The 26,294-nt window shown below is 72.8% G+C and carries 24 protein-coding genes and 2 tRNA genes; 7 read left to right on the top strand and 19 right to left on the bottom strand.

Features of this window, described 5'->3' with window-relative positions:
* The first annotated feature begins 14 nt into the window (after positions 1–14).
* Positions 15–647, top strand: a complete 633-nt coding sequence (locus ACIQG9_RS12355) for a DsbA family protein (protein ID WP_400400885.1) — start codon at positions 15–17, stop codon at positions 645–647.
* A 287-nt stretch (positions 648–934) separates the two neighbouring features.
* Here ACIQG9_RS12355 and ACIQG9_RS12360 read toward each other — a convergent pair whose 3' ends face one another.
* The 6 genes from ACIQG9_RS12360 to ACIQG9_RS12385 form a co-directional block, all read right to left on the bottom strand.
* A complete protein-coding gene (locus ACIQG9_RS12360; protein WP_400400972.1) occupies positions 935–1,483 on the bottom strand; it encodes a YbaK/EbsC family protein in 549 nt (182 codons plus the stop codon).
* A 274-nt stretch (positions 1,484–1,757) separates the two neighbouring features.
* Positions 1,758–1,952, bottom strand: a complete 195-nt coding sequence (locus tag ACIQG9_RS12365; RefSeq protein WP_400400887.1) for a hypothetical protein — start codon at positions 1,950–1,952, stop codon at positions 1,758–1,760.
* Between the two features lie 37 nt (positions 1,953–1,989).
* The gene (locus tag ACIQG9_RS12370) at positions 1,990–2,775 is read right to left on the bottom strand and encodes an SDR family oxidoreductase (protein WP_400400889.1); all 786 of its coding nucleotides are present in this window, start codon (positions 2,773–2,775) and stop codon (positions 1,990–1,992) included.
* 162 nt (positions 2,776–2,937) lie between these two features.
* Positions 2,938–3,120 carry a hypothetical protein gene (locus ACIQG9_RS12375; RefSeq protein ID WP_400400891.1) on the bottom strand — a complete coding sequence of 61 codons (183 nt, stop codon included), beginning with the start codon at positions 3,118–3,120 and terminating at the stop codon, positions 2,938–2,940.
* Between the two features lie 74 nt (positions 3,121–3,194).
* Positions 3,195–4,598, bottom strand: a complete 1,404-nt coding sequence (locus ACIQG9_RS12380) for an MFS transporter (RefSeq protein WP_400400893.1) — start codon at positions 4,596–4,598, stop codon at positions 3,195–3,197.
* Positions 4,599–4,686: 88 nt separating this feature from the next.
* Positions 4,687–5,007, bottom strand: a complete 321-nt coding sequence (locus ACIQG9_RS12385; RefSeq protein WP_400400895.1) for a hypothetical protein — start codon at positions 5,005–5,007, stop codon at positions 4,687–4,689.
* Positions 5,008–5,155: 148 nt separating this feature from the next.
* Here ACIQG9_RS12385 and ACIQG9_RS12390 point away from each other — a divergent pair, with 148 nt between their 5' ends.
* Positions 5,156–9,565, top strand: a complete 4,410-nt coding sequence (locus tag ACIQG9_RS12390) for an HAD-IC family P-type ATPase (RefSeq protein WP_400400897.1) — start codon at positions 5,156–5,158, stop codon at positions 9,563–9,565.
* Between the two features lie 199 nt (positions 9,566–9,764).
* Here the strand turns inward: ACIQG9_RS12390 and ACIQG9_RS12395 are convergent, their stop codons facing one another.
* Both ACIQG9_RS12395 and ACIQG9_RS12400 read right to left on the bottom strand, forming a co-directional pair.
* Positions 9,765–10,727, bottom strand: coding sequence for an L-threonylcarbamoyladenylate synthase (locus tag ACIQG9_RS12395; RefSeq protein ID WP_400400974.1), 963 nt, complete (start codon positions 10,725–10,727; stop codon positions 9,765–9,767).
* Between the two features lie 344 nt (positions 10,728–11,071).
* Positions 11,072–11,392, bottom strand: coding sequence for a hypothetical protein (locus ACIQG9_RS12400; RefSeq protein ID WP_400400899.1), 321 nt, complete (start codon positions 11,390–11,392; stop codon positions 11,072–11,074).
* A gap of 424 nt (positions 11,393–11,816) precedes the next feature.
* Between ACIQG9_RS12400 and ACIQG9_RS12405 the strand changes: the two genes are divergently transcribed.
* From ACIQG9_RS12405 to ACIQG9_RS12415, 3 genes are all read left to right on the top strand, one after another.
* Positions 11,817–12,116: a putative quinol monooxygenase gene (locus ACIQG9_RS12405; RefSeq protein WP_400400901.1), complete on the top strand. Its 300-nt coding sequence runs from the start codon at positions 11,817–11,819 to the stop codon at positions 12,114–12,116.
* Between the two features lie 672 nt (positions 12,117–12,788).
* On the top strand, positions 12,789–13,256 hold the full coding sequence (locus ACIQG9_RS12410; protein ID WP_400400903.1) for a hypothetical protein: 468 nt from the start codon (positions 12,789–12,791) through the stop codon (positions 13,254–13,256).
* Positions 13,257–13,498: 242 nt separating this feature from the next.
* Complete coding sequence (locus ACIQG9_RS12415; protein WP_400400905.1) at positions 13,499–14,116, top strand: hypothetical protein; 618 nt, start codon at positions 13,499–13,501, stop codon at positions 14,114–14,116.
* On the opposite strand, the gene ACIQG9_RS12420 is transcribed toward ACIQG9_RS12415, so the two are convergent.
* The 6 genes from ACIQG9_RS12420 to gyrB all read right to left on the bottom strand — a co-directional run bounded on the left by ACIQG9_RS12420 (position 14,087) and on the right by gyrB (position 20,222).
* Positions 14,087–14,162: transfer RNA gene (locus ACIQG9_RS12420), tRNA-Ala, on the bottom strand. The two genes, ACIQG9_RS12415 and ACIQG9_RS12420, sit on opposite strands and share 30 nt — an antisense overlap.
* A 42-nt stretch (positions 14,163–14,204) precedes the next feature.
* Positions 14,205–14,333: a DLW-39 family protein gene (locus ACIQG9_RS12425; RefSeq protein ID WP_400400907.1), complete on the bottom strand. Its 129-nt coding sequence runs from the start codon at positions 14,331–14,333 to the stop codon at positions 14,205–14,207.
* Between the two features lie 44 nt (positions 14,334–14,377).
* Positions 14,378–14,451: transfer RNA gene (locus ACIQG9_RS12430), tRNA-Ile, on the bottom strand.
* Between the two features lie 274 nt (positions 14,452–14,725).
* Entirely contained in the window at positions 14,726–15,619 is an 894-nt protein-coding gene (locus ACIQG9_RS12435; protein ID WP_400400909.1) for a DUF3566 domain-containing protein, read from the bottom strand.
* 3 nt (positions 15,620–15,622) lie between these two features.
* Positions 15,623–18,145: a DNA gyrase subunit A gene (gene gyrA / locus ACIQG9_RS12440; RefSeq protein WP_400400911.1), complete on the bottom strand. Its 2,523-nt coding sequence runs from the start codon at positions 18,143–18,145 to the stop codon at positions 15,623–15,625.
* A 130-nt stretch (positions 18,146–18,275) separates the two neighbouring features.
* Positions 18,276–20,222 (bottom strand): DNA topoisomerase (ATP-hydrolyzing) subunit B, encoded by a 1,947-nt coding sequence (gene gyrB / locus ACIQG9_RS12445; protein WP_400400913.1) that lies wholly within the window; start codon positions 20,220–20,222, stop codon positions 18,276–18,278.
* 523 nt (positions 20,223–20,745) lie between these two features.
* Here gyrB and ACIQG9_RS12450 point away from each other — a divergent pair.
* Positions 20,746–21,342, top strand: coding sequence for a hypothetical protein (locus tag ACIQG9_RS12450; RefSeq protein ID WP_400400915.1), 597 nt, complete (start codon positions 20,746–20,748; stop codon positions 21,340–21,342).
* Here the strand turns inward: ACIQG9_RS12450 and ACIQG9_RS12455 are convergent.
* Positions 21,339–21,854, bottom strand: a complete 516-nt coding sequence (locus ACIQG9_RS12455) for a MarR family winged helix-turn-helix transcriptional regulator (protein ID WP_400400917.1) — start codon at positions 21,852–21,854, stop codon at positions 21,339–21,341. The two genes, ACIQG9_RS12450 and ACIQG9_RS12455, sit on opposite strands and share 4 nt — an antisense overlap.
* A 99-nt stretch (positions 21,855–21,953) precedes the next feature.
* On the opposite strand from ACIQG9_RS12455, the gene ACIQG9_RS12460 reads away from it, so the two are divergent.
* The gene (locus ACIQG9_RS12460) at positions 21,954–22,181 is read left to right on the top strand and encodes a hypothetical protein (RefSeq protein WP_400400919.1); all 228 of its coding nucleotides are present in this window, start codon (positions 21,954–21,956) and stop codon (positions 22,179–22,181) included.
* A 4-nt stretch (positions 22,182–22,185) separates the two neighbouring features.
* On the opposite strand, the gene ACIQG9_RS12465 is transcribed toward ACIQG9_RS12460, so the two are convergent.
* From ACIQG9_RS12465 to dnaN, 4 genes are read right to left on the bottom strand one after another with little or no spacing between them, the layout of a single operon-like run.
* A complete protein-coding gene (locus ACIQG9_RS12465; RefSeq protein ID WP_400400921.1) occupies positions 22,186–22,971 on the bottom strand; it encodes a DUF721 domain-containing protein in 786 nt (261 codons plus the stop codon).
* Entirely contained in the window at positions 22,961–24,094 is a 1,134-nt protein-coding gene (gene recF, locus ACIQG9_RS12470; RefSeq protein ID WP_400400923.1) for a DNA replication/repair protein RecF, read from the bottom strand. The genes ACIQG9_RS12465 and recF overlap by 11 nt, the downstream gene beginning before the upstream one ends.
* 16 nt (positions 24,095–24,110) lie before the next feature.
* Positions 24,111–24,983: a phosphogluconate dehydrogenase (NAD(+)-dependent, decarboxylating) gene (gene gnd, locus ACIQG9_RS12475; protein WP_400400925.1), complete on the bottom strand. Its 873-nt coding sequence runs from the start codon at positions 24,981–24,983 to the stop codon at positions 24,111–24,113.
* Positions 24,984–25,026: 43 nt separating this feature from the next.
* On the bottom strand, positions 25,027–26,160 hold the full coding sequence (dnaN, locus tag ACIQG9_RS12480; protein WP_400400927.1) for a DNA polymerase III subunit beta: 1,134 nt from the start codon (positions 26,158–26,160) through the stop codon (positions 25,027–25,029).
* Positions 26,161–26,294 lie beyond the last annotated feature (134 nt).

Raw genomic sequence — 26,294 nt, forward strand, 5'->3', positions numbered from 1 at the left:
GGTTGTCCCTCGTCATGGAGATCGAGATCTACGCCGACGTGGTCTGCCCCTGGTGCTACATCGGCAAGCGCCGCCTGGAACAGGCCCTGGCGTCGTACGACGGCGAGGTGACCGTCCGGTACCGGCCGTTCCAGCTCGACCCGACGCCGGTGACCGAGCCGCAGCCGCTGGTCGACGCGCTGGCCGCGAAGTTCGGCGGCCGGGAGCGGGCCGAGTCGATGGCCGCCCAGGTCACCGAGGTCGCGGCCGGAGTGGGTCTGGAGCTGAACTTCGACCGGGCGCTGACCGCCAACACCTTCGACGCGCACCGGCTGGTCCGCTTCGCCGAGGAGCGGGGCCGGGCGGGCGAACTGGTCGACGCGCTCTACCGGGCGCACTTCACCGACGGGGTGGACATCGGCGCGCCGGAGGCCCTGGTCGAGCTGGCCGTCTCGGTCGGGCTGGACGAGACCGGGGCGCGCGACCACCTCACCTCGAACGCGGGACGCCGCGAGGTCGCCGCCGACATCAACACCGCCCACCAGCTCGGGGTGACCAGCGTGCCGACCTTCGTGCTCGCCGGCAAGTACGGGGTCACCGGGGCGCAGGAGCCGGAGGCCCTGCTCGCCGCCCTGACCGAGGTGGCCCGCCGCGAATCGGCCGCCTGAGCCCTGCGCCGGCCACGGCAACCCAGCGATCACGGCAACCCACCGGCCACGGCGACCCACCGATCACGGCGACCCGTCGGCCACCGCGACCCACCGGCCCACCGCGACCCGTCAGCCACGGCGACCACCCGGCCACGGCGACCCGTCGGCGACGCCGAGGTGGCTCGACGACGCGCAGATGGCCGGTTCCGGTCGGTTCGACCTGCGTGTGGCGCCCGATCCGACAACCGGGCAGAGATCGACGCACGCGATGTTTCACGTGCAACGGGATCGACGCATGTGATCGCCTAGGCGGGTCGGGCCAGGCCCTCCACCACCCGGGCACCCGGCAGCGCACCGAGCGCCGGACCCGGGATGGCGATCTTGCTGTGCCGCACGCCGGAACCGATGATCACGTGCGGGGCGGCGATCACCCGCGAGTCGACCAGGATCGGCCAGGACTCCGGCAACCCGACCGGAGTGATCCCGCCGTACTCCATCCCGGTCAGGTCGACCGCGTCGGCCATCGGGGCGAAGCTCGCCTTGCGTACGTCCAGCGCCTTGCGTACCACTCCGTTGACGTCGGCCCGGGTGGTCGCCAGCACCACGCAGGCGGCGTACCGGATCTCGCCCTCCCGCTTGCCGGCGACCACCACGCAGTTCGCCGACACGTCCAACCCCACCTCGTACGCCGCGCAGAAGGCCGCCGTGTCGGCGAGCGTCGCGTCGATCGGCGCTACCAGCACGTCGTCGGCGTCCACCGGCGCCTCCGCCGGCCACTGCTCCAGCGCGGCGGCCACCGGCGGCGCCAGCAGGTCCAGTCGGGTACGGGCCGGCTCGGTCTTCAACGTCCCCATCACGGGAGCGATCCTCGCACCCCGTTGCCCGATCCGCCCGCCGGGCCACGCCCCGGACGATCGGGCAGCGCCAAGATCTCACTACATCCAGGATGTAGTGGCCTCACTCGCGCCCCGATACCACTACATCCTGGATCGAGCACGATCTTGCACTCGGCGATCCGGCGGACGGCGGCGCGACGGACGCGGCACGGCGGACGCGCACGAGGTGCGGCGGACGCGCACGAGGTGCGGCGGACGCGCACGAGGTGCGGCGGACGCGCACGAGGTGCGGTCAGTTGCCGCCGAGGAAGGAGTTCTCGCGCAGGAAGGCGCGGTCGTCGGCCGACGCCGACTGGGCGACCCGCAGCGACTGGGGCCGGCGGGCCTCCAGATCCTCCATGCCGTGGCGTACGGCGAGGCGGATCACCCCGTAGAGGAAGACGAGGCCGAAGACGTAGAGCAGGACGGTGGCGACGAAGACCAGCATGGCGTCACGGTAGGCCGGACATGAACCCGTGACCGGCTCATCTTCGGCCGGTTCCCCCGTACGTGTCGGCCAGGTGGTCGTTCCAGGTCCGCCGGCCGGTCGGGACGGCCGTGGTGGTCAGGCCGCCGGCCCGCAGCTCCCGACCGAGCCGGCCGGGAAGGCGCACCGGCAGCATCGGACGGCGTACGCCCCGGGCCGCCCGCCAGGCCCGTACCGCCTCGTCGTAGCGGAGCACCTGCGGGCCGCCGTACTCTTCGATCCCGCCCACCGGACCGGCGGTGAGCCGCTCGGTGAGCCGCTCGGCCACCTCGTGCTGGTCGACCGGCTGGGCCAGTACCGCCGGATCGCCCAGCACCGGGCCGAGCCGGCTCGCCGTGCCGAGCAGGTCGTCGAGGAACACCGGGAACTGGGTGGCCCGGAACACCGTCCACGGCACCGGACCGGAGGCCACCACCTGTTCCGCCGCCAGCTTGTGCCGGTAGTACGGCAGCGGCACCCGGTCCACCCCGACGATCGAGACGTACAGTAGGTGGGCCACCTCGGCGTGGCCGGCGGCCAGGACGAGCCGGCGGGTGCCCAGCACGTCCACCCGGTGCGTGCGCGTGCCCCCACCGGGCAGGGACGCCAGGTGCAGCACCGCGTCCACCCCGGCCACCGCCTCGACCAGCCCCGCGCCGGTGGCCAGGTCGCCGACCACCCAGTCCACCGTCGGGTCGTGCCGGGCCTGCCGGCTCATCGCCCGTACGGTGAAGCCGTCGGCGCCCAGCCGGGGCAGCACCGCCCGGCCCAACCTGCCACCCGCACCCGTCACCAGTACCCGCATCCCGTCTCCTCACCACCACGCCCCGACAGCTCACGCCGTCACGACGACCCGCCCGGCCCGCGCCGTCACCAACATTTCCCGAAGCTCCGCGCCCTGTGGCGACTCGCCCGCGCCTCGTTGGACTGCCCACCGTTCGACGGCACGGCGGCCCGGATCGTGACGTCACGTCAGCAGATCGCACCCGTTGACCAGGATGAGGAATCCGTCCGGCGACGCCAGCAGAGCCGCACAGGCACGGTACGGCCGGCGAGCCGGATCGCCCCGGATGCCGGCCAGCACGACCCCGGGCGACCGGGCGGCGAGGGTGCTGCGGACCGTGCGCAGGGCGATCGGCAGCGGGCCCATCGCCCGCCGAGCCCGCCGGCCGGGCGCGGCAGCGGGTCGGGAGCCGCTCCACCGGCACGGCGGATCGGCAGGGATCAGCGGGTCTGGCCGAGGCTGCCCGAGCGGGACGCACCAGCCGGCACCACCCGGCCGGCGAGCAGTACGCCGAGCAGGGCGCAGCCCACCGCCACGGCGAGCGTCCCCGCGTAGCTGGCGGGTCCGGGTGCCGCCCCGGCGGCGAGCACCGCGCCGGTCAGCGCGAGCACGGTGGCGGTGAAGAGCGAATCGGCCAGTTGCAGCGACGAACTGTTCCGCCCCTGCTCGTCCGGGGCGGACAGGGCCAGGGTCAGCACCGACAGCGACGGGTACGCCAGCCCCATCCCCAGCCCGGCCACCGCCCACCCGGCCACCCCGACCCCCACCGGCACCGCCGGCCACACCGACAGGGTGACCGTGGCGGTGCCCAGCGCCACGCAGGCCATTCCCGACCGGGGCAGGGTCGCCGAGGAACGCGGCGTGGGCAGCCGCCCCTGCAACCAGGCACCCACCGACCAGGACAGCGCCCCGACGGTGAGCACCAGGCCGGCGGCGGTCGGCGAGAAGCCCCGCTCCCGGGACAGCATCAGCGGGATCACCACCTCCGCGCCGGCGAACGCCGCCGCGGCCAGCCCGCGCAGGCCCACCACGGTGGGCAGCCCCCGCGCCACCCGCAGGAACCCGGCCGGCAGCAGTCGGGGCGCGCAGCCGGCCAACCCGGCGAGCGCCACCGCCACCAGCGCGACGGCGAGCGGCCCGCGCTGCTGCCCCCCGTGGTGCAGCAGCGCGGCGCTCACCCCCGCCCCGGCGGCCCACCCGATCCGGGCCAGCGCGCCCGCCGGTGGCGCGGTCCGCACCGGCCGGCCGAGGGTGCGCAGACCCGACTCCACCAGCAGCACCGCCGGCACCGCCACCAGCGGCACCGCGAGGAAGACCCACCGCCAGCCCAGGTGCTCGACGATCAGCCCGGCCACCGCCGGCCCGACCAGCGACGGTACGACCCAGGCCGCCGCGAACGCGGCGAAGACCCGGCGCCGCAACTCCTCCGGGTACGCCTGCCCGACCACCACGTACAGCGCGACGGAGAGCAGCCCGGAACCGAACCCCTGCACCGCCCGGCCGACCACCAGCACCCCCATCTCGGTGGCGCTGCCGGCGAGCAGCAGCCCGGCGACGAAGAGCCCCACCCCGCCCCACATCGGGGCGCGTGGCCCCCGCGCGTCGCACAGGATGCCGGAGAGCACCATGGCGAGCACCCCGGCGGCGAAGGGGCCACCGAAGGCGAGCGCGTACAGGCCCAGTCCGTCCAGGGCGCGGGCGACCGTCGGCATGGCGGTGCCCACCGCCAGCGCCTCGAAGGCCAGCAGCGACACCAGCGCGACGCTGCCCACCGTCATCGCCCGCAGGCGCGGGTCGTACAGGCGGGCGGCCGGGCTGTCCGGGGCCTTGACGGTGGCCGTCATCGGCCGGACCCGGTACGGGGTGGTGCGATCGGCATGGACTCAGCCTGCGACCTCAACCCGGGTTGAGGTCAACGTGAGCCCCGTCTCGTCAGGCCGACTCCAGCGCCTCCCCGAGCCCCTTCGCCAGGCCGGACAGGTGTTGGTCGGCGAGCAGGTGACCGGCCGTGATCACCAGGGCCAGCGGCCACTCGATGACCTGGAAGGCGGCCAGCACCCCCAACCCCGCGTAGTAGGCGAGCTTGTCCGGTGGCGGTACCGCCACCTCGCCCAGGATCGGGATCTCCATCCGCCGGGTGTACAGCCGGACCGTCTCGTGGCCGCCGCTGAGGTGTCGCGTGATCGTGCTCATTCCGGCCTCCCTGCCGACTCGTCGCGTCGCCGACCGGATTCCACCGCCCCCGCCGTCCATGCCAGGCCGGTGGCGGAAACTTCCCCCGCCCAGGTGCGCATAACGGACGGCTCGCCGGGAAGCCAGGCCGCCTGACGACCGCGGGAGGCGAAATGGCGTACGGCGGGGACGACGGGGAGCGGGGCCGACGAGTCGGCCGTACCGCTCGATGACCACCCTGGGCCGGGTCGCCGGCCGGGTCCTTCCGCCGGTGCCGTCGCTGGTCGGCGGGGCGTCCCGTACCGTCGGCTCGGCCGCGGGGCGGCTGGCCCGCGCGGCCGGGCTGACCTCGCGCCGGGTCTGGTCCCGGGACGGCCGGCACCACATCGAGGTGCACGGCGTCTGCCAGGACGGCGGCGACCGGCTGGCCCGGCAGGTCGAGACAGCGCTGGAACAGGTCCCCGGGGTGGCCTGGGCGCGGGTGAACGCCCCGTCCGGCCGGGTGGTGGTGGCGGTCGAGGAGCCGAAGCCGAAGCTGCGCGACCTGATCGCCACCGTGGCCCGCACCGAGCGGGTCTGCCCGCACGAACCGGACCCGGAGATCCCGCCCCCGCATCCGCCGGAGGACGGCCCACGCACCCCCCGGACCCTCGGCGCGCTCGCCTCCGACGCGCTCGGCCTGACCATCTCGGCGGCCACCCGGATCCTCCCCTTCGCTCCGGTGCCGGGCGAGGTGGCCGGCCTGCTCACCGCCGTCGACCTGCACCCGAAACTGCACGCCCTCGCCGGTCGGGGGCTGCGCGCCGACCCCCGCGCCGAGGTGCTCTTCCCGCTCGCCGAAGCGGTCGTGCAGGGCCTGACCGGCGGCTGGGCCGGAATCGTCCTCGACAGCGCGCAGCGGATCGTGCAGTGGGGTGAGGCGCGCGCCCAGCTCACCGCCTGGAACCAGGCCGAGCCACGGCTGACCGGCGACCCGGATCGGGCCGCCGCCCGCTCACCCACGACCGGCCGACCCCGCCCCAAGCCCGCCGGCCCCGCCGAGCGGTACATCTCGTCGATGCTCGCCACCGGGGCGGCGGCCGGTGCCGCCGCGCTGCCCGTCGCCGGCCGGAAGCGGGCCGCCGCGCTCGGGCTCGCCTCGCTGCCGAAGGCACCCGGCAGTGGCCGCGAGGGCTACGCCGCCCAACTCGGCCGGCTCCTCGCCCGGCGGGGCGTGATCGCCATGGACCGCAGCGTGCTGCGGGAACTCGACCGGATCGACACGGTGGTGCTGGACGCCGCCGTGCTCGGCTCCGAGCGTGGTGTCCTCGCCGACCTGGCGCCGCTCGACGGGGCGGACACCGGCGAGGTGGCCGGCCGGGCGTTCGCCCTCTTCGACCCGGCCCACCCGGACGTCGTCCACGATGCGGACGGCTGGCGGCTCGGACCGCTCGACCAGCTCGCCGTCGGCGACCCCGGCGACAGCCCGGACAGCCGGCGGCTGCGCGACGGCGGCGGACCGCTGCTCGGCCTCGCCGACGGCGGCACCCTCGCCGCCGTCATCCGGGTCGCCCCGGAACCGGCACCCGGCGTCGACGCGCTGCCCACCGCCGCCCGGCACGCCGGACTGCGGCTGGTGGTGGCCGGCGACGACCCCCAGCGGTACGGCTTCGCCGACGCCGTCCTGCCCGGCGGTGACCGGCTCGCCGACTCCGTCCGCGCCCTGCAACGCGACGGTGCGGTGGTGATGCTGGTCTCCGGGGACCGGGCCGCGCTGGCCGCGTCCGACTGCGGGCTCGGCATGGCCGACCCGGCGGACCTGCCCCCGTGGGGCGCCCACCTGCTGATCGGCACCGACCTGCGGATCCCGGCGCTGCTGATCGAGGCCGCCGGGGTGGCCCGGCGGATGACCAGGCAGAACATCCGGCTCGCCATGGCCGGCACGGGCCTGGGCGCGCTGGGCGCGTTCACCGCCGCGCCGGGCCAGCTTCCCGGCCGTACGATGGCCGCCGTCAACGGCGCTGCCGCGCTGGCCTTCGCGCACGGCGTGTGGCGGGCGCACCGGCTGCCCGACCCGACCGGCGCGCCGGTGCCGGCGGCCACCGCCTGGCACCTGATGCCGGTGCCCACCGTGCTGCGCCAGCTCGACACCACCCCGGACGGGTTGACCGACGCCGAGGCACGCCGCCGGCACTCCGACGGCCCCGACGGGTCGGCCGGTCCCGGCGGCCTGCTCCGCGCCTTCGTCGACGAACTGGCCAACCCCCTCACCCCGGTGCTGGCCGCCGGCGCGGTACTCTCCGCGGCGTTCGGCTCGCTGGTCGACGCCGCCCTGGTCGGCGGGGTGGTCGGCGGTTCGGCACTGGTCGGGGCGGTGCACCAGCGCAACACCGAACGGGCTCTCGCCGAACTGCTGTCCCGCTCGGCGGTCACCGCCCGGGTCCTGCGCGACGGCGCCGAGCGGGTGGTCGCCGCCGAGGACCTGGCCCCCGGCGACGTGGTGAGCCTCGGCCCCGGGGACGCGGTGCCCGCCGACTGCCGGGTACTCACCGCCGAGGGGCTGGAGGCCGACGAGTCCTCGCTGACCGGCGAGTCGCTGCCGGTCGCCAAGAACGCCGAGCCGGTGGTCGCCGAGGCCGTCGCCGACCGCAGCTCGATGCTTTACGAGGGCACCACCGTCGCGGCCGGCCACGGCACCGCCGTGGTGGTGGCCACCGGCGCGGAGACCGAGTCCGGCCGAAGCCTCGCCCTGGCCCGGCAGTCCCCGCCGGAGAGCGGGGTGGAGGCCCGGCTCGGCAAGTTGACCAGCTCGGCGATCCCGCTGGCCGCCGGGTCGGCGATCGCGGTGGCCGGGGCCGGTCTGCTGCGCGGCGTACCGCTGGCGGAGACCGCGGCGACCGCCGCGAACCTGGCCGTGGCGTCGGTGCCGGAGGGGCTGCCGTTCCTGGTCAGCGCGGCACAGTTGGCGGCGGCGCGGCGGCTGGCCGAGCACGGCGCGCTGGTCCGCAATCCACGCACCATCGAGGCGCTGGGTCGGGTGGACGTGCTCTGCTTCGACAAGACCGGCACCCTCACCGAGGGGAAGCTGCTGCTCGCCGGGGTCGGCGACGACGGCCGGTACGCCCCGGTCGACCGGCTCGACGACGGGCTGCGGCCGACCCTCGCCGCCGCGCTGCGGGCCACCCCGTACGCCGACGACCCGGACGAGCTGCCGCAGCACACCGACCGGGCGGTCCGGTACGGCGCCTCGGACGCGGGCGTGACCGAGCGGACCGGCGCGGACGGCTGGACGGCGGTGGGCGGCCTGCCGTTCGAGCCGTCCCGGGGCTACCACGCCACCGTCGGCCGGACCGGCGACGGGATGCTGCTCAGCGTGAAGGGGGCACCGGAGACGGTGCTGCCCCGGTGCGGGTCGTGGCGTACCCCGGACGGGCGGGACGAGCCGTTGGACGACGGGGGCCGGGACCGGCTGCACGGCATGCTCGCCGACCGGGCCGGGGCCGGGCACCGGATCCTCGCCGTGGCCGAGTGCCGGGTCGGCGCCGATGCGGTGACCGACGACGAGGTGCGCGACCTCGTCTTCGTCGGCTTCCTCGCCCTGGCCGACGGGGTACGCAAGAGCGCCGCCCCGGCCGTCCGCCGGATCCGGCAGGCCGGCGTGCACACCATCATGATCACGGGTGACCATCCGGCCACCGCCGAGGCGATCGCCTCGGCGATCAGCCCCGAACCGGACGGTCAGCGGGTGGTCACCGCGACCGAGCTGGACCAGCTCGACGACGAGGCGCTCGGCGAGCGGCTGGCCCGTACCGACGTGGTGGCCCGGTGCACCCCGGCGCACAAGGTGCGGATCATCCAGGCGTTGCAGAAGTGCGGCCGTACCGTGGCGATGACCGGTGACGGCGCCAACGACGCGCCGGCGATCCGGCTGGCCGACGTGGGCATCGCCCTCGGCCAGCGGGGCACCCCCGCCGCCCGGGCCGCCGCCGACCTCGTCGTCACCGACGACCGGCTGGAGACGATCATCGCCACCCTGGTGGAGGGCCGGGCGATGTGGTCGTCGGTACGGCACGCGCTGAGCATCCTGGTCGGCGGCAACCTGGGCGAGATCGCGTTCAGCGTGCTCAGCGCCGCCGTCACCGGCCGGTCGGCGATCAACGGCCGGCAACTGCTCCTGGTCAACCTGCTCACCGACCTGGCGCCGGCGCTGGCCATCGCGGTCCGGCCGCCCGACGCCGACCACGCCGACGGTCTGCTCCGCGAGGGGCCGGACGTCTCGCTCGGCGGCACCATGACCCGGGAGATCGGGCTGCGCGCCGCCGCCACCACCCTCGGTGCGACCGCCGGTTGGACGCTGGCCCGGTACACCGGCCGCCGACGACGGGCCGGCACGGTGGCGCTGGTGTCGTTGGTCGGCACCCAGCTCGGCCAGACCGTCCTGGCCGGCGGCACCAGCCCGACGGTGCTCGCCTCGACCGCAGTGTCGCTGGGCGTGCTCGCCGCCGTGGTGCAGACCCCCGGGCTGAGCCAGTTCTTCGGCTGCACCCCGCTCGGACCGGTGGGCTGGAGCATCGCCACCGGCTCCGCCCTCGGCGCCACCTTCGCCAACGGCACGCTCAGCCGCCTGGTGGAGCGCCTGCCGGCACCGCCCGGCCGCTGACCGAAGGTCCCTCCCGCCGGGGCCGCCCCGCCGCAGACCGGGGCCGCCCCGGCGCAGACCGGGGCCGCCCGGCCGCAGACCGGGGCCGCCCGGCAAGATCACGCTCGATCGTTGATGTAGTGCCCTCACTGGTGCGCGGATGCCACTACATCCAGGATCGAGCACGATCTCGCGAGCCGTACCAGGTCGGTCCGGGAGGTCAGCCGGCCGGGGACCAGGTGGCGGCGGCCCGGCCCAACCGGTCGTTGATCGCCCGCCCGACGCCCTCGTCGGGAGCCGGCTCGGCGAGGATCTCGGTCACCCCGGCCGCGTCCAGCCGGTGCAGGGCGTCGAAGAGCCGGGCGGCGGCCTCGGTCACGTCCCCGCCGGGGGAGAGCACCTCGACCGCCGCGTACCCGTCCGCCGGCCGGCCCCGAAAGGCCAGAAAGCCGCGCCGTACGCCGTCGGCGGCTGCCGGCACCGCGCCGGTCACCACCCGCAGCGGGGTACGCGGCGCGTAGTGCGCGGCCAACGTCCCGGGCGCCACCGGCTGCCCCGAACTTCCCGGCCGTACGCGCACCGGCCCGACCGCCGCGACCAGGTCCTCCACGGCCAGCGCCCCGAGCCGCAGCACCATCGGCTGGGGGCCACGCGCGTCCACGATGGTCGACTCGATCCCGCACCGGGTCGGGCCGCCGTCGAGCACCACGTCGACCGCCCCGCCCAGCCCGCGTACCACGTGCTCGGCGCGGGTGGGGCTGAGCTGCCCGAACCGGTTGGCGCTCGGCGCGGCCACCGGCATCCCGGCGGCCCGGATCAGCGCCCGGGCGGACGGCTCGTCAGGCACCCGGACGGCCATCGTGTCCAGCCCGGAGGTGACGATCGGCGGGATCCCGGCCGGCCGGTCCACGATCAGGGTGAGCGGTCCCGGCCAGAACCGCGCGGCGAGCGCGGCCACGGCCGGGGGCACCGCCCCGACGAGTGCCGGCAGGTCGGCGGCGTCGGCCAGATGGGTGATCAGCGGGTCGAAACTGGGCCGGGCCTTCGCCTCGAAGATCCGCGCGGCGGCCCGGGCGTCCAGGGCGTTCGCGCCGAGCCCGTAGACGGTCTCGGTGGGGAAGGCCACCAGCCCGCCGGCCCGCAGCACGGCGGCGGCCTCGGCGATGCCGCTGCCGGCTGGCAGGACGCGGGGGGATCCGGTGCTCACGCCCCGACGCTAGCCTGCCGCCCGGCACACCGGACCGGTGAGGGTCCACCCGCCGCTAATCTGCCGCCCGGCACACCGGACCGGTGAGGGTCCACCCGCCGCTAGCCTGCCGCCCGACACACCGGACCGGTGACGGTCCACCCGCCACCCGTCACCCGCCTGGGACATGGCAGACCGGTGTGCCCACCGCTGCGGGAGGCCCGCGACGGCGGCTCCCGGACCGGGTGGCCGGACGGCACCGGCGCGCTGCGGCACTTCCCGTCCACCGGCGGCAGGGCGGCGGGGCGGCGGCAGCACCGCGTTGGCGACCAGGATCGCGGTTACGGCCGGATGTCCGGCGGGCCGAACGGTTCACGGCGGGTGCCCGACTCCGCCCAGCAGTGGCCGCCACGGAACTCCACCCCGGCGACGTCGTCGACGATCCGACCGATGTCGACGACGGACCCGAGCGCGAGGTGCTGGTCCGCCCTCAGCTCGGCCACCGCCGAGGGCAGGTCATCCGCCTCCCGCGCCCAGTCGATGTCGGCGGCGCGCAACTCCGCGACCGCCTGTGCGGTGAGCGCTGCCGGGTCGGTGACCGCAACCTCGATCCGGCAGTAGAGCTGGAGCACCCGGGGAGCGGGCGAATCCTCGATCGTCACGACACCTCCGTGTTGGCCCGTCCGAGCCGCTGCGGCGGCCGAGCAGGCCGCCCTCTACCAGGCCACCGTGGCGGAGCCGCGCCGGCCGGTTCGCCTCGCCCAGCCGCCGACCAGGCCACGCCCTCGCCCGGGGTTGGCTGTGGTGGCGTTGCCGCGATCAGCGGCGGCGACGCGACCGGTACCGCGCCCAGAGCCCACCGCCGACGGCAATGACCACCGACGCGAGGCAGCAGCACGCGAGGAGCAGAACATGCCAGGGTTTGAGTGCGCCCACCGCTGGGACGATAGAGGTCGAAGGCGATGGGGCCGGGAGCGGGTCGTGCGGGCGCGGCTCAGGTGGCTGAAACCCCCGAACCTGTCGTCCGCCGGCAGTAAAGTCCCGGCCGGTGCCGGCAGCGGATGGCCAGACGTGAGGATGGATGCTGTGTCGTACGGATACATCGGATCGATGAAGACCAGGCCGGGGCACCGCGATGACGTCGTGGCCATTCTGCTCGGCGGCGTCGACGGCCTGCGCGAGGCAGGTTGTCAGCTTTACGTCGTGGGTGTCTCGGACACCGACGACGTGACGATCTGGGTCAGTGAGGTCTGGCAGAGCAGGGAGCACCACGATGCCTCCCTGCGGCTTCCCGAGACCAGAGCGGCCATCGGAAGGGCCATGCCGCTGCTCACCGGCGAGTTCACCAGCCAGAAACTGGTCGTGGCCGGCGGCCTGGGGGTGTGAGAGGCAGGTACGGGGTGGCGACGGGGTGGAGCCAGAACCGGCCGGCTGTCCCGTGCCAGGGGCACCGGTCTGCCAACGCCTCGGGTCACCTGGCCGAACTCGTCCTTGCTGCGCGATGCGGGCGCACCGACTGTTCGAGGCCGCCGGTCACGCGCAGGGCAGGCCACATTCCAGCGGTAATGGATGGGCGAGCGACGTCCGCCGCCGATCCGGCATCGGCGGCGGAACCTGCACGCCCTGCCTTGCAAAGATCAAGACGGCTGTCTGGCAACGTCGACCGCTGCCGCTGACCTGCTCGACTTGCCGGTTGCGGTCGCCTGTCGGATGTGCACGTCGTCCAGCTTGGCTGTACCGATGGCTGTACAGCCACACGGTTCAGGAAGTGTGGACACGGGCGGAAGTCGTTCGGCAGTGGCCTGGCTTGGCCTGCGTCCCCATGCGGGCAGCCACGCCCAGGAGCTGACCGCCGTTGACCCTCGGCTCGCGTGCCAACGGGCACGGGCGTCATTCGCTTTCGCAGCGCGTCGTCAACGGGCACGCACCCTACGCGGCAAAGATCACGACGCCTGTCAGCAGGCCGAGCTGTACGCATGGTTGTGCGGGGCAGATACTCGGCTTGTGACAGAAGCGGCCGGCCGTGCATCCCGTGAAACGGCAGTGTCATGGCGGAGCGTGTGGAACGAGTTGTACCCGGAGGACGGCAACGATCCGCACGACGACGACCATGCCGCTGAGATGCACCGGCTGCGAGGCTTGATCATGGCCCAGGCGGCCGAGACGGAGGCCGTTCTCGGGATGATCCTCGTTCGTCTTGATCCTGGGCAGAACGTCGCCCGTCCAGCCGGGCAGCTCCTCCTCTCCATACGACAGAGGCTCGATGAGCAGAGGCGCTCGCATTGGTCCGCCGGCCTGGACTTGATCTACGACGCGATCAAGCGCCGGAACGAGGCCGTGCACCGACCCGTGGAAGTTGGCTCCTCGTGGGCGCCCTACAGCACGGGCGATGGCGGCGAATGGGTGCCGGTCATCACCCTGATGTGCGACCAGGAGTACGACGAGCAGAACCTACGCAAGGATCTTGCCTTGCAGCATCGCGCGACATGCGAGGCGGTGCGGCTGCTCCGGTCCCTTGACCTGTGAATTACGAGATCAAGCCGCCCGTCCCATCGAGCTGGGCGCGTAGCGGTCTAGCTCCCCTGCGGTCCGCCGACCCTCTTGCGGACCAGGTGCGGACCTCTCACCCTTGCTATCGGCCGACCCTGCCATGCGGAGTGCTGAGGATGTCGCACCTCCTTGCTACCTAGCGTGCCGCTGCGTTGGTGTTACGGAGTGAGTTGGGTGGAGGACAAGTGGGAAACCTCCCGAAGACGGACGGCGTCTTGGTGACGCTGGTGGACATCATCTCCAGCCTGGATAAGGCCCTGGTGCCTGGCGTTGGGATCATCGTCACGACGGCCGGCGGTGTCGTGAGCGGTGAACTGATCCCGAATTGGCAGCGGGCTCGGGAATTGCAGGATGGCATTAAGGAAGGTGCCGTCGCTGCGGGCGAGGAGGGGAGCCCGTTCGCCGAGCTGTTCCGTTCGGTTGCGGAGGTCATGGAGGAGAACCGGGACCACGCGAAGGCGGCTGAGGAGGCGTCCGCCGATTGGCCGAAGGACTACCAATCGGCGGTTCGCGATGTACACGACCCCGCCTACATCCACTTGCTGAATGCGAGGGTGTTCGCGCCCGGTCAGCCGGCGATGCCCGGCAACGGTATGCACTGGCGGGGACGTCTGTCCGAAATCACGGGATGGGCCCTTCGGAACCCTCGGATCGGGTCCGGACGCCACCGCCTGATCCCAAGCCCATCTCTGTCGAAGATCCCCGCCGGAGGCATCGGCTCTAGCCACCTGGCGCAGTCTGCAACTATCGGCCGGCGCGCCGGCCGATGCCGGCGCTTGCGCCGCCAGCGGGCCGAGCGAAAGTGCTGGTGGAGCCCAGGGGACTTGAACCCCTAACCCCTGCCTTGCAAAGGCAGTGCTCTGCCAGTTGAGCTAGGGCCCCGAGGCGGTCGGAGCCGCCGGGTGCTGGCCGGTGTCGAGCGGGTCAGCGCAGGTCGGGAGCGGTGGTCGCCTCGTGCCAGAGGGCACGCTCGTCGTTGGAAGCCTTGACCTTCCGGGCGACCACAGCAGCCACGCCGATGATGCCGACCAGGAACAGAAGCTTCTTGAACATGGGGCGACCCCTCGCGCTCGACTGCCCGTCGGAACGGTGTGCGGTGGGGCTAGCTGGAATCGAACCAGCGACCTCAGAGTTATCAGCTCTGCGCTCTAACCGACTGAGCTATAGCCCCGCGTGGCGACGAGCAAGGTTAACCCATCGCGCCGTCCGCTCCCAAATCGGGGTGGGCCGACGCGCCCGCACCATCCCGACCGTACCGGCCGCCCATCGACCGGGCGACCCCTTTCCGTGCGGCGCACGGGGATCCGAGATCAACTCCACGTCGGGGACAAGCCGCTGTCGGGTCGGCTCGGACACCGCCACCTCCCCGATCTGGAGCAAGCACCGGGGGGGTGACGCACGACGCCGGGGCACCGCTGTCTGCGGTGCCCCGGCGTCGGGTTGGATCAGTCGCGCTCGGCGAGCGTCAGCTCGATCCCGCCGACCAGGTCGGCGCAGACGTTGTAGACGAACGCGCCGAGGGTGGCGAGCGCGGTGAACAGGACGACGTTGACCAGGCCGATCAACGCCGAGCTGAGGATCACGCCCTTGGCGGTGATCTGGAAGCCACCGCCACTGCCCTGCCCGCCGCTGGCGCTGACCAGGTCGGTCAGGCTGTCGTTGACGCTCTGGAAGACCCCCATCGCGTCGAGGGCGAGGTACAGCACCGAGGTGGCGACGACCACCACGATGAAGAGCACCACCGAGACGGCGAAGGCGAACTTCATCACCGACCACGGGTCGATGCGCTTGAGGTTCAGCCGGGCCCGGCGCGGCCCACGGGAGGCGGCGGAGCTGACCGAGGTGCGCGCGGCGCGTACCGCGTCACCCACCCGCGCGGCGCCGACGGCGGCCGGACCGCCGATGCCCGGCGGCAGCCCCCCGCCGTTGGCGGGACGGCCGGCGACGGTACGCCCGCCGTCCGGCGACGGCGGATTCGGCGGGGTGCCGGTCTTCGGCGGCGTGCCGATGGGAGACGGGGACGTGGCGGCCCCGACCGTGATCGGCTGCGTCGTGTGACTCGGCTTCGGCGCGGTGACCACCGGCTGGGTCGCGGAGGAGGGCGCCTCGGTGCCCGGTGTCGGGGGCTGCTCGGTCGCCCCCGAGCCGTCGCCCGGCTGCTCCGGCGGCGGTGCCATGCCGGGTGCCCGGGTGAACTTCGGGGCAGGCGCGTCGGCGGGGACGGTCGCCCGGCCCACGGCAGCGCGACCGGCCGCGGTTGTGCCGCCCTTGGCGGCCTCCTCGTCGACCGGGGTGGCCGAGGTCCCCTTGTTCCCCGACTTCGCCTGTGTCTCCGTCATCAACTAGTCCTGTTCGTCAGGCTCGTCGGCATTGCGAGCAATCGCCACGATAGTCACGCCGTCCGGGAGGTCCATCAGCTTGACCCCCATTGTGTTCCGGTCACGCGTACGGCGTACAGGCTTCACCGGAGTCCGGATGACGCCGCCGTTGCTGGTGATCGCGAACAGCTCGTCGTCCGGATCGATCACGACCGCGCCGACCAGACCACCGCGTCGCTCGGTGATCTTCGCAGTCAGCACGCCCTTACCTCCCCGACCCTGGACCGGGTATTCCTCGATCGGGGTGCGTTTCGCATATCCCCCGTTCGTGGCCACCAGGACGTCCAGTCCCTCCCGGACCACCTCCATGGCCAGCAGGACGTCGTCGTCGGTGAACCGCATGCCGATCACGCCCGAGGTCGCCCGGCCCATCGGGCGCAGCGCCTCGTCGGTGGCGTTGAACCGGATCGCCTGCGCCTTCTTCGACACCAGCAGCAGGTCCTCCTCCGGCGCCACGAGGACAGCACCGACCAGCTCGTCCTCATCGCGCAGGTTGATCGCGATGACGCCGCCGGAACGGTTGGAGTCGAACTCCTCGAGTCGGGTCTTCTTCACCAGGCCGTTTCTCGTGGCCAGTACCAGGTAGGGAGCCACCTGGTAGTTCGGGATTTCGATGATCTGCGCGATCTGCTCGTCCGGCTGGAAGGCGAGCAGGTTGGCCACGTGCTGGCCCTTGGCCACCCTACTGGCTTCCGGCAACTCGTACGCCTTGGCCCGGTAGACACGGCCCTTGTTGGTGAAGAACAGAATCCAGTCGTGGGTGGAGCATACGAAGAAGTGGCTGACAATGTCGTCCTGCCGCAGCGTTGCGCCGCTCACGCCCTTGCCACCGCGCCGCTGCGACCGGTAGAGGTCGACCTTGGTGCGCTTGGCGTACCCGGTCCGGGTGATGGTGACGACCACGTCCTCGCGGGCGATGAGGTCCTCCATCGAGACCTCGCCGTCGAACGGCACGATCTTGGTACGCCGCTCGTCACCCCACTTCGCGATGATCTCGCCCAGCTCCTCGGAGACGATCCGCCGCTGCCGCTCCGGCTTGGCGAGGATGTCCTTGAGGTCGGCGATCTCGATTTCCAGCTTGGCCAGGTCGTCCAGGATCCGCTGCCGCTCCAGGGCGGCGAGGCGGCGGAGCTGCATGTCCAGGATCGCGGTGGCCTGGATCTCGTCGATCTCCAGCAGCCGGATCAGGCCCTGCCGGGCGTCCTCGACGGTGGGCGACCGCCGGATCAGGGCGATCACCTCGTCCAGCGCGTCCAGCGCCTTGGACAGGCCGCGCAGGATGTGCGCCCGCTCCTCGGCCTTGCGCAGCCGGAACGCGGTCCGCCGGCGGATCACCTCGATCTGGTGCTCGACGTAGTAGCGGATGAACTGGGCCAGGTTGAGCGTGCGCGGCACGCCGTCGACCAGGGCCAGCATGTTGGCGCCGAAGGTCTCCTGGAGCTGGGTGTGCTTGTAGAGGTTGTTCAGCACCACCTTGGCGACCGCGTCGCGCTTGAGCACCAGCACGATCCGCATACCGGTACGACCGGACGACTCGTCGCGGATGTCGGCGATGCCGCCGAGCTTGCCCTCCTTGATCAGCTCGGCGATCCGCTCGGCGAGGTTGTCCGGGTTGACCTGGTACGGCAGCTCGCTGACGACCAGGCAGGGCCGACCCCGCTTGTCCTCCTCGACCTCGACCACGGCGCGCATCCGGATCGAGCCGCGACCGGTGCGGTACGCGTCCTGGATGGCCTGGGTGCCGACGATCAGACCGTGGGTGGGGAAGTCCGGCCCCTTGACGATCTCCAGCAGCGCGTCGAGGGTGGTGGCCTCGTCGACCTCCGGATTCTCCAGGCACCACTGCACCGCGGCGCCGATCTCCCGCAGGTTGTGCGGCGGGATCTTGGTGGCCATCCCGACCGCGATACCCTCGGACCCGTTGATCAGCAGGTTCGGGATCCGGGACGGCAGGATGGTGGGCTCCTTGGCCCGGCCGTCGTAGTTGTCCTGAAGGTCGACGGTGTCCTCGTCGATGTCCCGCAGCATCTCCATCGCCAGCGGGTCGAGCTTGCACTCGGTGTAGCGCATCGCGGCGGCCGGGTCGTTGCCCGGGGAGCCGAAGTTGCCGTTGCCGTCGACCAGCGGGTAGCGCAGCGACCAGGGCTGCGCCATCCGGACCAGCGCGTCGTAGATCGCCGAGTCGCCGTGCGGGTGGAACTGACCCATCACGTCGCCGACCACCCGGGAGCACTTCACGTAGCCCCGGTCCGGTCGGTAGCCCGAGTCGAACATGGCGTACAGGATCTTGCGGTGGACCGGCTTGAGCCCGTCCCGGACGTCCGGCAGCGCCCGCCCGACGATGACGCTCATCGCGTAGTCGAGGTACGAGCGCTGCATCTCGACTTCGAGCCCGACCGGCTCGATCCGGTCGTGCTGCGTGACGACCGCGGCGGGTGTCTCCGGGGTCTCCGGCTCGTTCGGGGTGGACTCGGGAGTATCGGTCACTGTTAACCCTTATCAGACTCAGAGTCGTGTTCGTGCTGTGGATAACCGCTGTGGAAACCGGCCAAGTTGTGGATAACCCTGTGGACGGGCGGGCCGACCGGTGGATTTCCGGTCGCCCCGGCCCGGCCCGTCAGATGTCGAGGAACCGGACGTCCTTGGCGTTGCGCTGGATGAACGAGCGGCGGGCCTCGACGTCCTCGCCCATCAGGACACTGAACAACTCGTCGGCGGTCGCGGCGTCGTCGAGGGTGACCTGACGCAGCGTCCGGGTGGCCGGGTTCATCGTGGTCTCCCAGAGCTCGGGATAGTTCATCTCACCGAGACCCTTGAACCGCTGGATGTCGTCCGGCTTGGCGTTCGGCTTCTTCTGCTGGCGCAGCGCGATCAGCCCGTCCCGCTCCCGGTCGGAGTAGGCGTACTGGGCGTCGTCGCCCTTCTTGTTCCACTTGATCTTGTAGAGCGGCGGGGCGGCCAGGTAGACGTGGCCCAGCTCGACCAGCGGCCGCATGAAGCGGAACAGCAGGGTGAGCAGCAGCGTCTGGATGTGCTGGCCGTCGACGTCCGCGTCGGCCATCAGCACCACCTTGTGGTACCGCAGCTTCTCCATGTCGAAGTCGTCGTGGATGCCGGTGCCCAGCGCGGTGATCAGCGCCTGGACCTCGTTGTTCTTGAGCACCCGGTCGATCCGGGCCTTCTCCACGTTGAGGATCTTGCCGCGGATCGGCAGGATCGCCTGGGTACGCGGATCGCGGCCCTGCTTGGCCGAGCCGCCGGCCGAGTCGCCCTCGACGATGAACACCTCGGACTCGCGCGGGTCGGTGGACTGGCAGTCGGCCAGCTTGCCCGGCATCGACCCGGACTCCAGCAGCGACTTGCGCCGGGCCAGCTTGCGCGCCTGCTGCGCGGCCATCCGGGCCCGGGCCGCCTGGGACGCCTTCTGGATGATCGTCTTGGCCTCGGCCGGGTTCCGGTCGAACCAGTCGACCAACCACTCGTTGCAGACCCGCTGCACGAAGCTCTTCACCGGGGTGTTGCCCAGCTTGGTCTTGGTCTGGCCCTCGAACTGCGGGTTGGCCAACTTGACCGAGATGATCGCCGCCAGGCCCTCGCGGATGTCCTCGCCGGAGAGCTTCTCGTCGCCCTTGAGCAGCTTCTTGTCCCCGCCGTAGCGGTTGACGACGCTGGTCAGCGCGGCCCGGAAGCCCTCCTCGTGGGTGCCGCCCTCGTGCGTGTTGATCGTGTTGGCGAAGGTGTAGACCGACTCGCCGTACGACTCGTTCCACTGCATGGCGATCTCGACCGACATGCCCTCCTCCTCGGCCCCGAACTCGACCACCGTCCTGTGGATCGGGTTCTTGGAGGCGTTGAGGTGCCGGACGAAGTCGGCGATGCCGCCCTCGTAGAGGAAAGTGACCTCGCGCGGCTTGCCCTCCTCGCCCTCGGAGACCCGCTCGTCGAGCAGGTGGATGGCGAGGCCCCGGTTGAGGAAGGCCATCTCCTGGATCCGTCGGTAGATGGTCTGGAAGTCGAATTCGACGGTCTCGAAGACGTCCGGGTCGGGCCAGAAGGAGACGGCGGAACCGGTGCGGTCGGTGGGCTCGCCCTTCTCCAGGGCGCTCGGCTTGGAGTTGTGGTACTGCTGCCGCCAGACGAAGCCCGACTTGTGGATCTCCACCGCCATCCGGGTGGAGAGGGCGTTCACCACGGAGACGCCGACGCCGTGCAGACCGCCGGAGACCGCGTACGCCTTGCCGTCGAACTTGCCGCCCGCGTGCAGCACGGTCAGCGCAACCTCGACACCCGGCTTCTTCAGCTTGGGGTGCAGGTCGACTGGGAAGCCACGGCCGTTGTCGGTGACCCGGACCCCGCCGTCGGCCAGCAGCACCACGTCGATCGTGTCGCAGTGGCCGGCGAGCGCCTCGTCCACGGAGTTGTTCACGATCTCCCACACGAGGTGGTGCAGGCCACGTTCGCCGGTGGACCCGATGTACATACCGGGACGCTTACGGACCGCCTCCAGCCCTTCGAGGACGGTGATCGACCCGGCGCCGTACTCCTGATTGTCCTGCGCTGCCACCCTCGGCCACTTTCTCGCACCGTCCGCGCCAGGGCGCGGGGGCGCGGGTTCGGCGGACAGGACGCGACGTCGACGCGCACGGACGGCCCCGTGGTGCGGGTCGTGGATCGTGCGCGCCGGTCGCCGCGGTTGCCCGCGGATCGCGATCGGCTCGACCCGACCCGGGACGTTGATCAAGGGCCCGTCGGGGGCCCGTGTCCGTCGCACCGGGTCAGGTCTTCGTCTCGCCCCAATCTTACTGTGCGCACACGACAGAACCGCCACTCGGCACCCCTGCGAACGGGCTGAGACCCCCGTAGCCGGCCGAATCTCGCTGTCCGCGACTCCCCCTACACGCCTGGGCCGGATCTCCGACGGCGCCCTCACCGGATCGGGCCGGCTCGCCGGGGGAGCCGGGGGTCGCGCCCGGACCGGCCGTACCGTACCTTTGCGGCGCCAAGGGTGCTCGTCTTGATCTTTTCCATCCGTAACCGGGACGATGGACCCGATCGACCCGACTCGTGCTCTCAAGGGGTGACGCCAGATGGGGCTGGACAATGTCGCGGTGCACTGGCCGCGGACCGGCCGCTTCTACGACCCGGTCGCACCGGCCGAGTTCGTCGACTTCGGCGATATCGTGGACATCCCCCGGATCTCCGCGCCGACCGCCGCGCTCGCCGAGCACGTAGCCAAGACCGGGACGGTGCGGGCCACGGCCTACACGGAGCTGGTCGACCTGATCCTCGGGCTGGAGAATGTGCTCTACGCCACAGATGCCGCCGCCGAGGACGAGGACCCGGTCATCGACCCGGACGGCTGCGCCTGGATCGCCGGCGGCGTGGAGAAGTTCGTCGCCCAGCACCGGTCGCACGGCGAGTCGGTGACCTTCGAGTCGGTCAGCGAGGTGCTGCGCGCGCTGCTCGGCGACGGCCGCCTCGCCGAGCAGCAGCTCCGCTGGCTGGGCAGCCGGCTCGACCGGCTGCGCGACGAGAACGGCGACCCGCCGCAGTGGGACTTCACCTGCGCCGAGCTGGGCGTGTTGGCCGCCTTCTACCGACGCTGCGCCGACCGCGGCTTCGCCGTCTACGCCGACGCCGAGCCGGGCCGACGCCCCGGCCCCCAGCCCCAGCCCCAGCTCTAGCCGTCGAGCCCGGCGGCCCGTCCGGTCGCCGGGTCCGGGCCGTCGACGGCGGCGGGTCCGGCCGTTACCGCGCGGTTGGCGGCGGCGATCACCTGGGTCAACACCCCGTGCAGGTGCCGCAGGTCGGCCAGCGGCAGGCCGAGTCGTGCGACCACCGCCGGTGGGATCTGCTCGGCCCGCTCACGCAGCGCCCGTCCGCTCTCGGTGAGCGACACGGCGAGGCTGCGTTCGTCCGAGGGGTCCCGCTCACGGCGGACGTAACCGGCGGTCTCCAGGCGTTTGAGCAGCGGTGACAGCGTGCCCGGGTCGAGCTGGAGCAGCCCGCTCAGCTCGCGGACCGACAGCGGCGCGTGCTGCCAGAGCGTCAGCATGACCAGGTACTGCGGATGGGTCAGCCCCATCGGCTCCAGCAGTGGCCGATAGACCGCGACGACCCCCCGGGCGGCCACCGAGAGCGCGAAGCAGACCTGCTCCTCCAGGGCCAGCGGATCCTCCACGGGCTGGTCGGGCACACGGACCTCCTCGTCCTCGTCGTTGCGATCGTACCTATAGTTGGTGTACCAATTATTTGTGCGCCAACTGTTTCGTCCGACGAGGAGAGGCCGGCTGGGATGGGCGACGAGAAGCGGACCGCCAAACCCCCCGGCGAGGGCGGTCGCCTGATGGCCTGGGCCTTCCGGCACCTGACCGGTCCGCCCGAGGTGCAGGGCGCGGTGCAGGGCGGTTCGAACGAGGCCCGGGAGGCGTGGAAGCGGGACCTGGAGCGGCGCAAGCAGTGGAGCCGTGAGCAGCGCGAGCGCCGCCGGGCCGAACGGGAGGCCCGCCGGGCCGAACGGTGACCCGTCAGCCGTAGGTGTCGCGGGGGCCCCGGCCGCGTACCCGGCGCGGGCCACGCGACCAGGACGGTGCCGCCGGGCCGTGGATGTGCAGCTTGCGCACCACGTTGTGGCCCACCTCACCGGCGATCCGCTTCAGCAACGAGCCGGCGAGCAGCCGTAGCTGGGTGGCCCAGGCGGTCGAGCGCGCCTCCACGGTCAGCTCACCGTCCTCCAGCTTCACCGGGCGACTGTGCTGGGCGATCTCCGACCCGACGACCTTCTCCCAGGCCCCGAAGACGGTCGCCTCGGCGGCCGGCTGCTGCCAGCCGCGCGCCTTCATCAGCCGTTCCAGCACCACCCCGAGCGGCTGCGGGTCGCGCGGGTCCGGTCCCGGCCCGGAGTAGCCGCGCAACCGCCGCTCACCGCCGCCGGAGCCGCCCACCGCACCCGTCCGGCGGTTCCGGGACGCCGACTCCCGACGGGCCTTCGCCGCGTCCAGCACCGCCCGCGCCAGCTCCGGCCCGGCCGTCCCGCCCGACGGCCCGTCGCCCGAGCCGCCCGCATCGCCGCCGGCCGCCCGGCGGGCACGGGGGGCGGGGTCCGCGCCGGCCGGTCGGCCGGCGGCGTCCCGCGCGCCGGACGCCGCGTCCGCGCCGGTGCCGGCCGGCCGGGCCGGGCCGCCGTCCGCGCCGGGGCCAGCTCCCCGAGGAGTACGCGCACCGCGTGCCCCGCCCGAGGAGGCGCGGCGCGGACCACCCGTCGCCCGGGTCGGCTCGCCGGCCCCGCCGGCGCGCTCCGGTTCAGTCGACACGGCGTACCGTCCCCTCGCCGACCGCGTAGCGGGTGCCGCGCAGCGCCACCGGCACGTCGTCGTCCACGGCACAGGTCACCAGGAGCTGGCCCGCCCCGCCGACCAGCTCCGCCAGCCGCTCCCGCCGGCCCGAGTCCAGCTCGGCGAAGACGTCGTCAAGCACCAGCACCGGCTCGATGCCGTCGGCGCGCAGCAGGTCGTACCCGGCCAGCCGCAGCGCCAGCGCGTACGACCAGGACTCGCCGTGGCTGGCGTACCCCTTGGCGGGCAGTGGGCCGAGGGTGAGCACCAGGTCGTCGCGGTGCGGCCCGACCAGGGTGGTGCCCCGGTCGACCTCGGCCGACCGGGCCTCAGCCAGCGCGGCGGTCAACGCCTCGGCCAGCACCCCCCGGTCGGTGGTCGGCTCGGCCAGCTCCACCGACGGCCGGTAGGCGATCCCCGCCGCGCCCCTGCCGGCGGCGACCGCGTCGTACGCCTTGGCGACGTGCGGGGTGAGCGCGGCGACCAGCTCCAGCCGGCCGGCGAGCAGTTCGGCCCCGTGCCGCGCCAGGTGGGTGTCCCAGACCGCCAGGGTGGAGAGGTCCCCACCCCGCGACCCGCCCGTCTTGCGGGCCAGGTACGCCGTCCGCAGCAGGGCGTTGCGCTGCTTGACCACCCGCTCGTAGTCGGCGCGTACCCCGGCGTAGCGGGGCTGCCGGAGCACCAGCAGGTCGTCCAGGTAGCGACGGCGCTCGGCCGGGTCGCCCCGGACCAGCTCCAGGTCCTCCGGGGCGAAGAGCACCAGCCGCAGCGCGCCGATCACGTCCCGGGCCCGCCGGGCCGGCGAGCGGCCCAACCGGGCCCGGTTGGCCTTGCCGGGGACGATCTCCAGCTCGACCAGGAGTTCCCGGCCGTCGTGCACCACCGCGCAGCGGATCACCGCCGAGGCGGCACCCATCCGGACCAGCGGGGTGTCCGTGGCGACCCGGTGCGAGTCCAGGGTCGCCACGTAGCCCAACGCCTCGACCAGGTTGGTCTTGCCGACACCGTTGGCGCCGGTCAGGACGTTCGGCCCCGGCTCCAGGTCGACGCCGACCCGCTCGTACGAGCGGAAGTCGACCAGTTCGAGCCGGCGGACGTACACAGCCTGTGGATACCGCTCAGCGCTTGTGCACGGCGTGTCCGCCGAACTGCTGGCGCAGCGCGGCGACGGCCTTCATCGCGGGCGAGTCGTCCTGCCGGGAGGCGAACCGGGCGAAGAGCGAGGCGGTGATGACGTTCAGCGGCACCGCCAGCCGGACCGCCTCGTCGACCGTCCAGCGGCCCTCGCCGGTGTCCTCGGTGTAGCCGCTCAGCTCGGCCAGCTCCGGATCCTCGTCCAGCGCCCGGTCCAGCAGGTCGAGCAGCCAGGACCGGACCACGGTGCCCTCGCGCCAGGACTTGAAGACCCCCGGCACGTTGGTCACGATCTCGGACTTGGAGAGCAGTTCGAAGCCCTCGGCGTAGGCGTGCATCAGGCCGTACTCGATGCCGTTGTGCACCATCTTCGCGTAGTGGCCGGCACCGACCGGGCCCGCGTGCACGAAGCCGAACTCGCCGGCCGGCTTCAGCGCCTCGAAGATCGGCAGCAGCCGCTCGACGTGCTCCTGCGCGCCGCCGACCATCAGGCCGTACCCGTTCTTGTTACCCCAGACGCCGCCGGAGACGCCGACGTCGAGGTAACCGATGCCCTGCTCGGCGAGGCGCTCGGCCCGGGGGGCGTCGTCGCTGAACCGCGAGTTGCCGCCGTCGATGACGATGTCGCCCTCGCCCAGCACTCCGGCGAGGGCGTCGATGGTCGCGTCGGTGACGCCGGCCGGCACCATCACCCAGACCGCCCGGGGCGACTCCAGCTTGCCGGCCAACTCGGCGAGGCTCGCGACGTCGGTCAGCTCCGCGTTGCGGTCGTAGCCGACCACCTCGTGCCCGGCGGCGCGCAACCGTTCGCGCATGTTGCCGCCCATCCGGCCGAGCCCTACCAGGCCGAGCTGCATCTTGCTGCTACCTCCGTGCGTCTGGGTCGTGCTGGGGTTGCGATCAGCGGGACACGCGGATCGGCATGATGAGATACCGGTACCCCGGGATGACCTCGCCATCCTCGCCGGCGGGAGAAATCACTGCCGGCTTGAAGGCGTCGACGAACTTCAGCAGCGCGTACTGGGCCCCCAGGTTGGCGAGGCCGTCGATCAGGTACTGCGGGTTGAAGCCGATGGTCAGCGGCTCACCGGTGAAGGTGGCCTCCATCGCCTCGCTGGCCCGGGCCTCCTCGGTGCCGCCCGCCTCGACGACCAGGCCGTCGGAGCTGAAGCTCAGCAGCACCGGGGTGGTCCGCTCGGCGACCAGGGCCACCCGCTTGACCACCTCGATCAGGGTGCTGACCGGAACCCGCGCCTCGGCGTTGTGGTTGGCCGGGAAGAGCGAGCGGACCGGCGGGTAGTTGGCCCCGTCGAGCAGCCGGCTGGTGGTACGCCGGGTGCCGCCGGAGAAGCCGATCATGCCCTCGCCGGCCGTGCCCTGGGAGAGCGCCATGGTCACCTGGCCGCCGAGCGGGCCGAGCGCCTTGGCCGTGTCGTTCAGGGTGCGCGCCGGGACCAGGGCGTTGATGCTGATCTCGGGGTCGTCCGGGTTCCACTCCATCTCGCGCAGGGCGAGCCGGTAGCGGTCGGTGGCGAGCATCGCCAGGGTGCTGCCGGAGAGTTCCAGCCGGACGCCGGTCATCATCGGCAGCGTCTCGTCCCGGCCGGCGGCGATGGCCACCTGGGCGACCGCGGCGGCGAAGGCGGCGGCCTCGACGGTGCCGGCGCTCTCCGGCATCTCCGGCAGGGACGGGTAGTCCTCCACCGGCATGGTGGGCAGGGTGAACCGCGCGCTGCCGCAGACCAGCTCCAGGTGGGCGCCGACGGCGGCGATGTCCACCGGCTTGGCCGGCAGGGCCTTGGTGATCTCGGCGAGCAGCCGGCCGGAGACCAGGGCGGCGCCGTCGGCGTCCCCCTGCACCTCGACGGTCACCTGGCTGGAGACCTCGTAGTCGAAGCCGGAGACCTGGAGGTTGCCGTCGGTGACCCGCAGCATCACCCCGGCCAGCACCGGTACGGACGGCCGGCTGGGCAGGCTCTTCGCGGTCCACGCCACCGCTTCGGCGAGCGCGTCGCGCTCCACTCGGAACTTCATCAATGCCTCCGCGTCGACGTCAGCGACAACTCTCTCATGCCGACCGCTGCCCACCGTCCCGCCCGACCGTGCGGGTACCCATCGCACCTTAGGGCGCGTGGGCATCGGCTGTGCGCCCGACCCCGTGGATCCAG

The sequence above is a fragment of the Micromonospora sp. NPDC092111 genome, assembly GCF_044755745.1.
GTDB lineage: Bacteria > Actinomycetota > Actinomycetes > Mycobacteriales > Micromonosporaceae > Micromonospora.

Excerpts from the sequence above, each read along its gene's own strand:
- ACIQG9_RS12355 (WP_400400885.1), top strand. The coding sequence starts at position 15 with ATGGAGATCGAGATCTACGCCGACGTGGTCTGCCCCTGGTGCTACATC.
- ACIQG9_RS12360 (WP_400400972.1), bottom strand. The coding sequence starts at position 1,483 with ATGGGGACGTTGAAGACCGAGCCGGCCCGTACCCGACTGGACCTGCTG.
- ACIQG9_RS12365 (WP_400400887.1), bottom strand. The coding sequence starts at position 1,952 with ATGCTGGTCTTCGTCGCCACCGTCCTGCTCTACGTCTTCGGCCTCGTC.
- ACIQG9_RS12370 (WP_400400889.1), bottom strand. The coding sequence starts at position 2,775 with ATGCGGGTACTGGTGACGGGTGCGGGTGGCAGGTTGGGCCGGGCGGTG.
- ACIQG9_RS12375 (WP_400400891.1), bottom strand. The coding sequence starts at position 3,120 with ATGGGCCCGCTGCCGATCGCCCTGCGCACGGTCCGCAGCACCCTCGCC.
- ACIQG9_RS12380 (WP_400400893.1), bottom strand. The coding sequence starts at position 4,598 with ATGACGGCCACCGTCAAGGCCCCGGACAGCCCGGCCGCCCGCCTGTAC.
- ACIQG9_RS12385 (WP_400400895.1), bottom strand. The coding sequence starts at position 5,007 with ATGGACGGCGGGGGCGGTGGAATCCGGTCGGCGACGCGACGAGTCGGC.
- ACIQG9_RS12390 (WP_400400897.1), top strand. The coding sequence starts at position 5,156 with ATGACCACCCTGGGCCGGGTCGCCGGCCGGGTCCTTCCGCCGGTGCCG.
- ACIQG9_RS12425 (WP_400400907.1), bottom strand. The coding sequence starts at position 14,333 with ATGTTCAAGAAGCTTCTGTTCCTGGTCGGCATCATCGGCGTGGCTGCT.
- ACIQG9_RS12435 (WP_400400909.1), bottom strand. The coding sequence starts at position 15,619 with ATGACGGAGACACAGGCGAAGTCGGGGAACAAGGGGACCTCGGCCACC.
- ACIQG9_RS12450 (WP_400400915.1), top strand. The coding sequence starts at position 20,746 with ATGGGGCTGGACAATGTCGCGGTGCACTGGCCGCGGACCGGCCGCTTC.
- ACIQG9_RS12460 (WP_400400919.1), top strand. The coding sequence starts at position 21,954 with ATGGGCGACGAGAAGCGGACCGCCAAACCCCCCGGCGAGGGCGGTCGC.
- gnd (WP_400400925.1), bottom strand. The coding sequence starts at position 24,983 with ATGCAGCTCGGCCTGGTAGGGCTCGGCCGGATGGGCGGCAACATGCGC.
- dnaN (WP_400400927.1), bottom strand. The coding sequence starts at position 26,160 with ATGAAGTTCCGAGTGGAGCGCGACGCGCTCGCCGAAGCGGTGGCGTGG.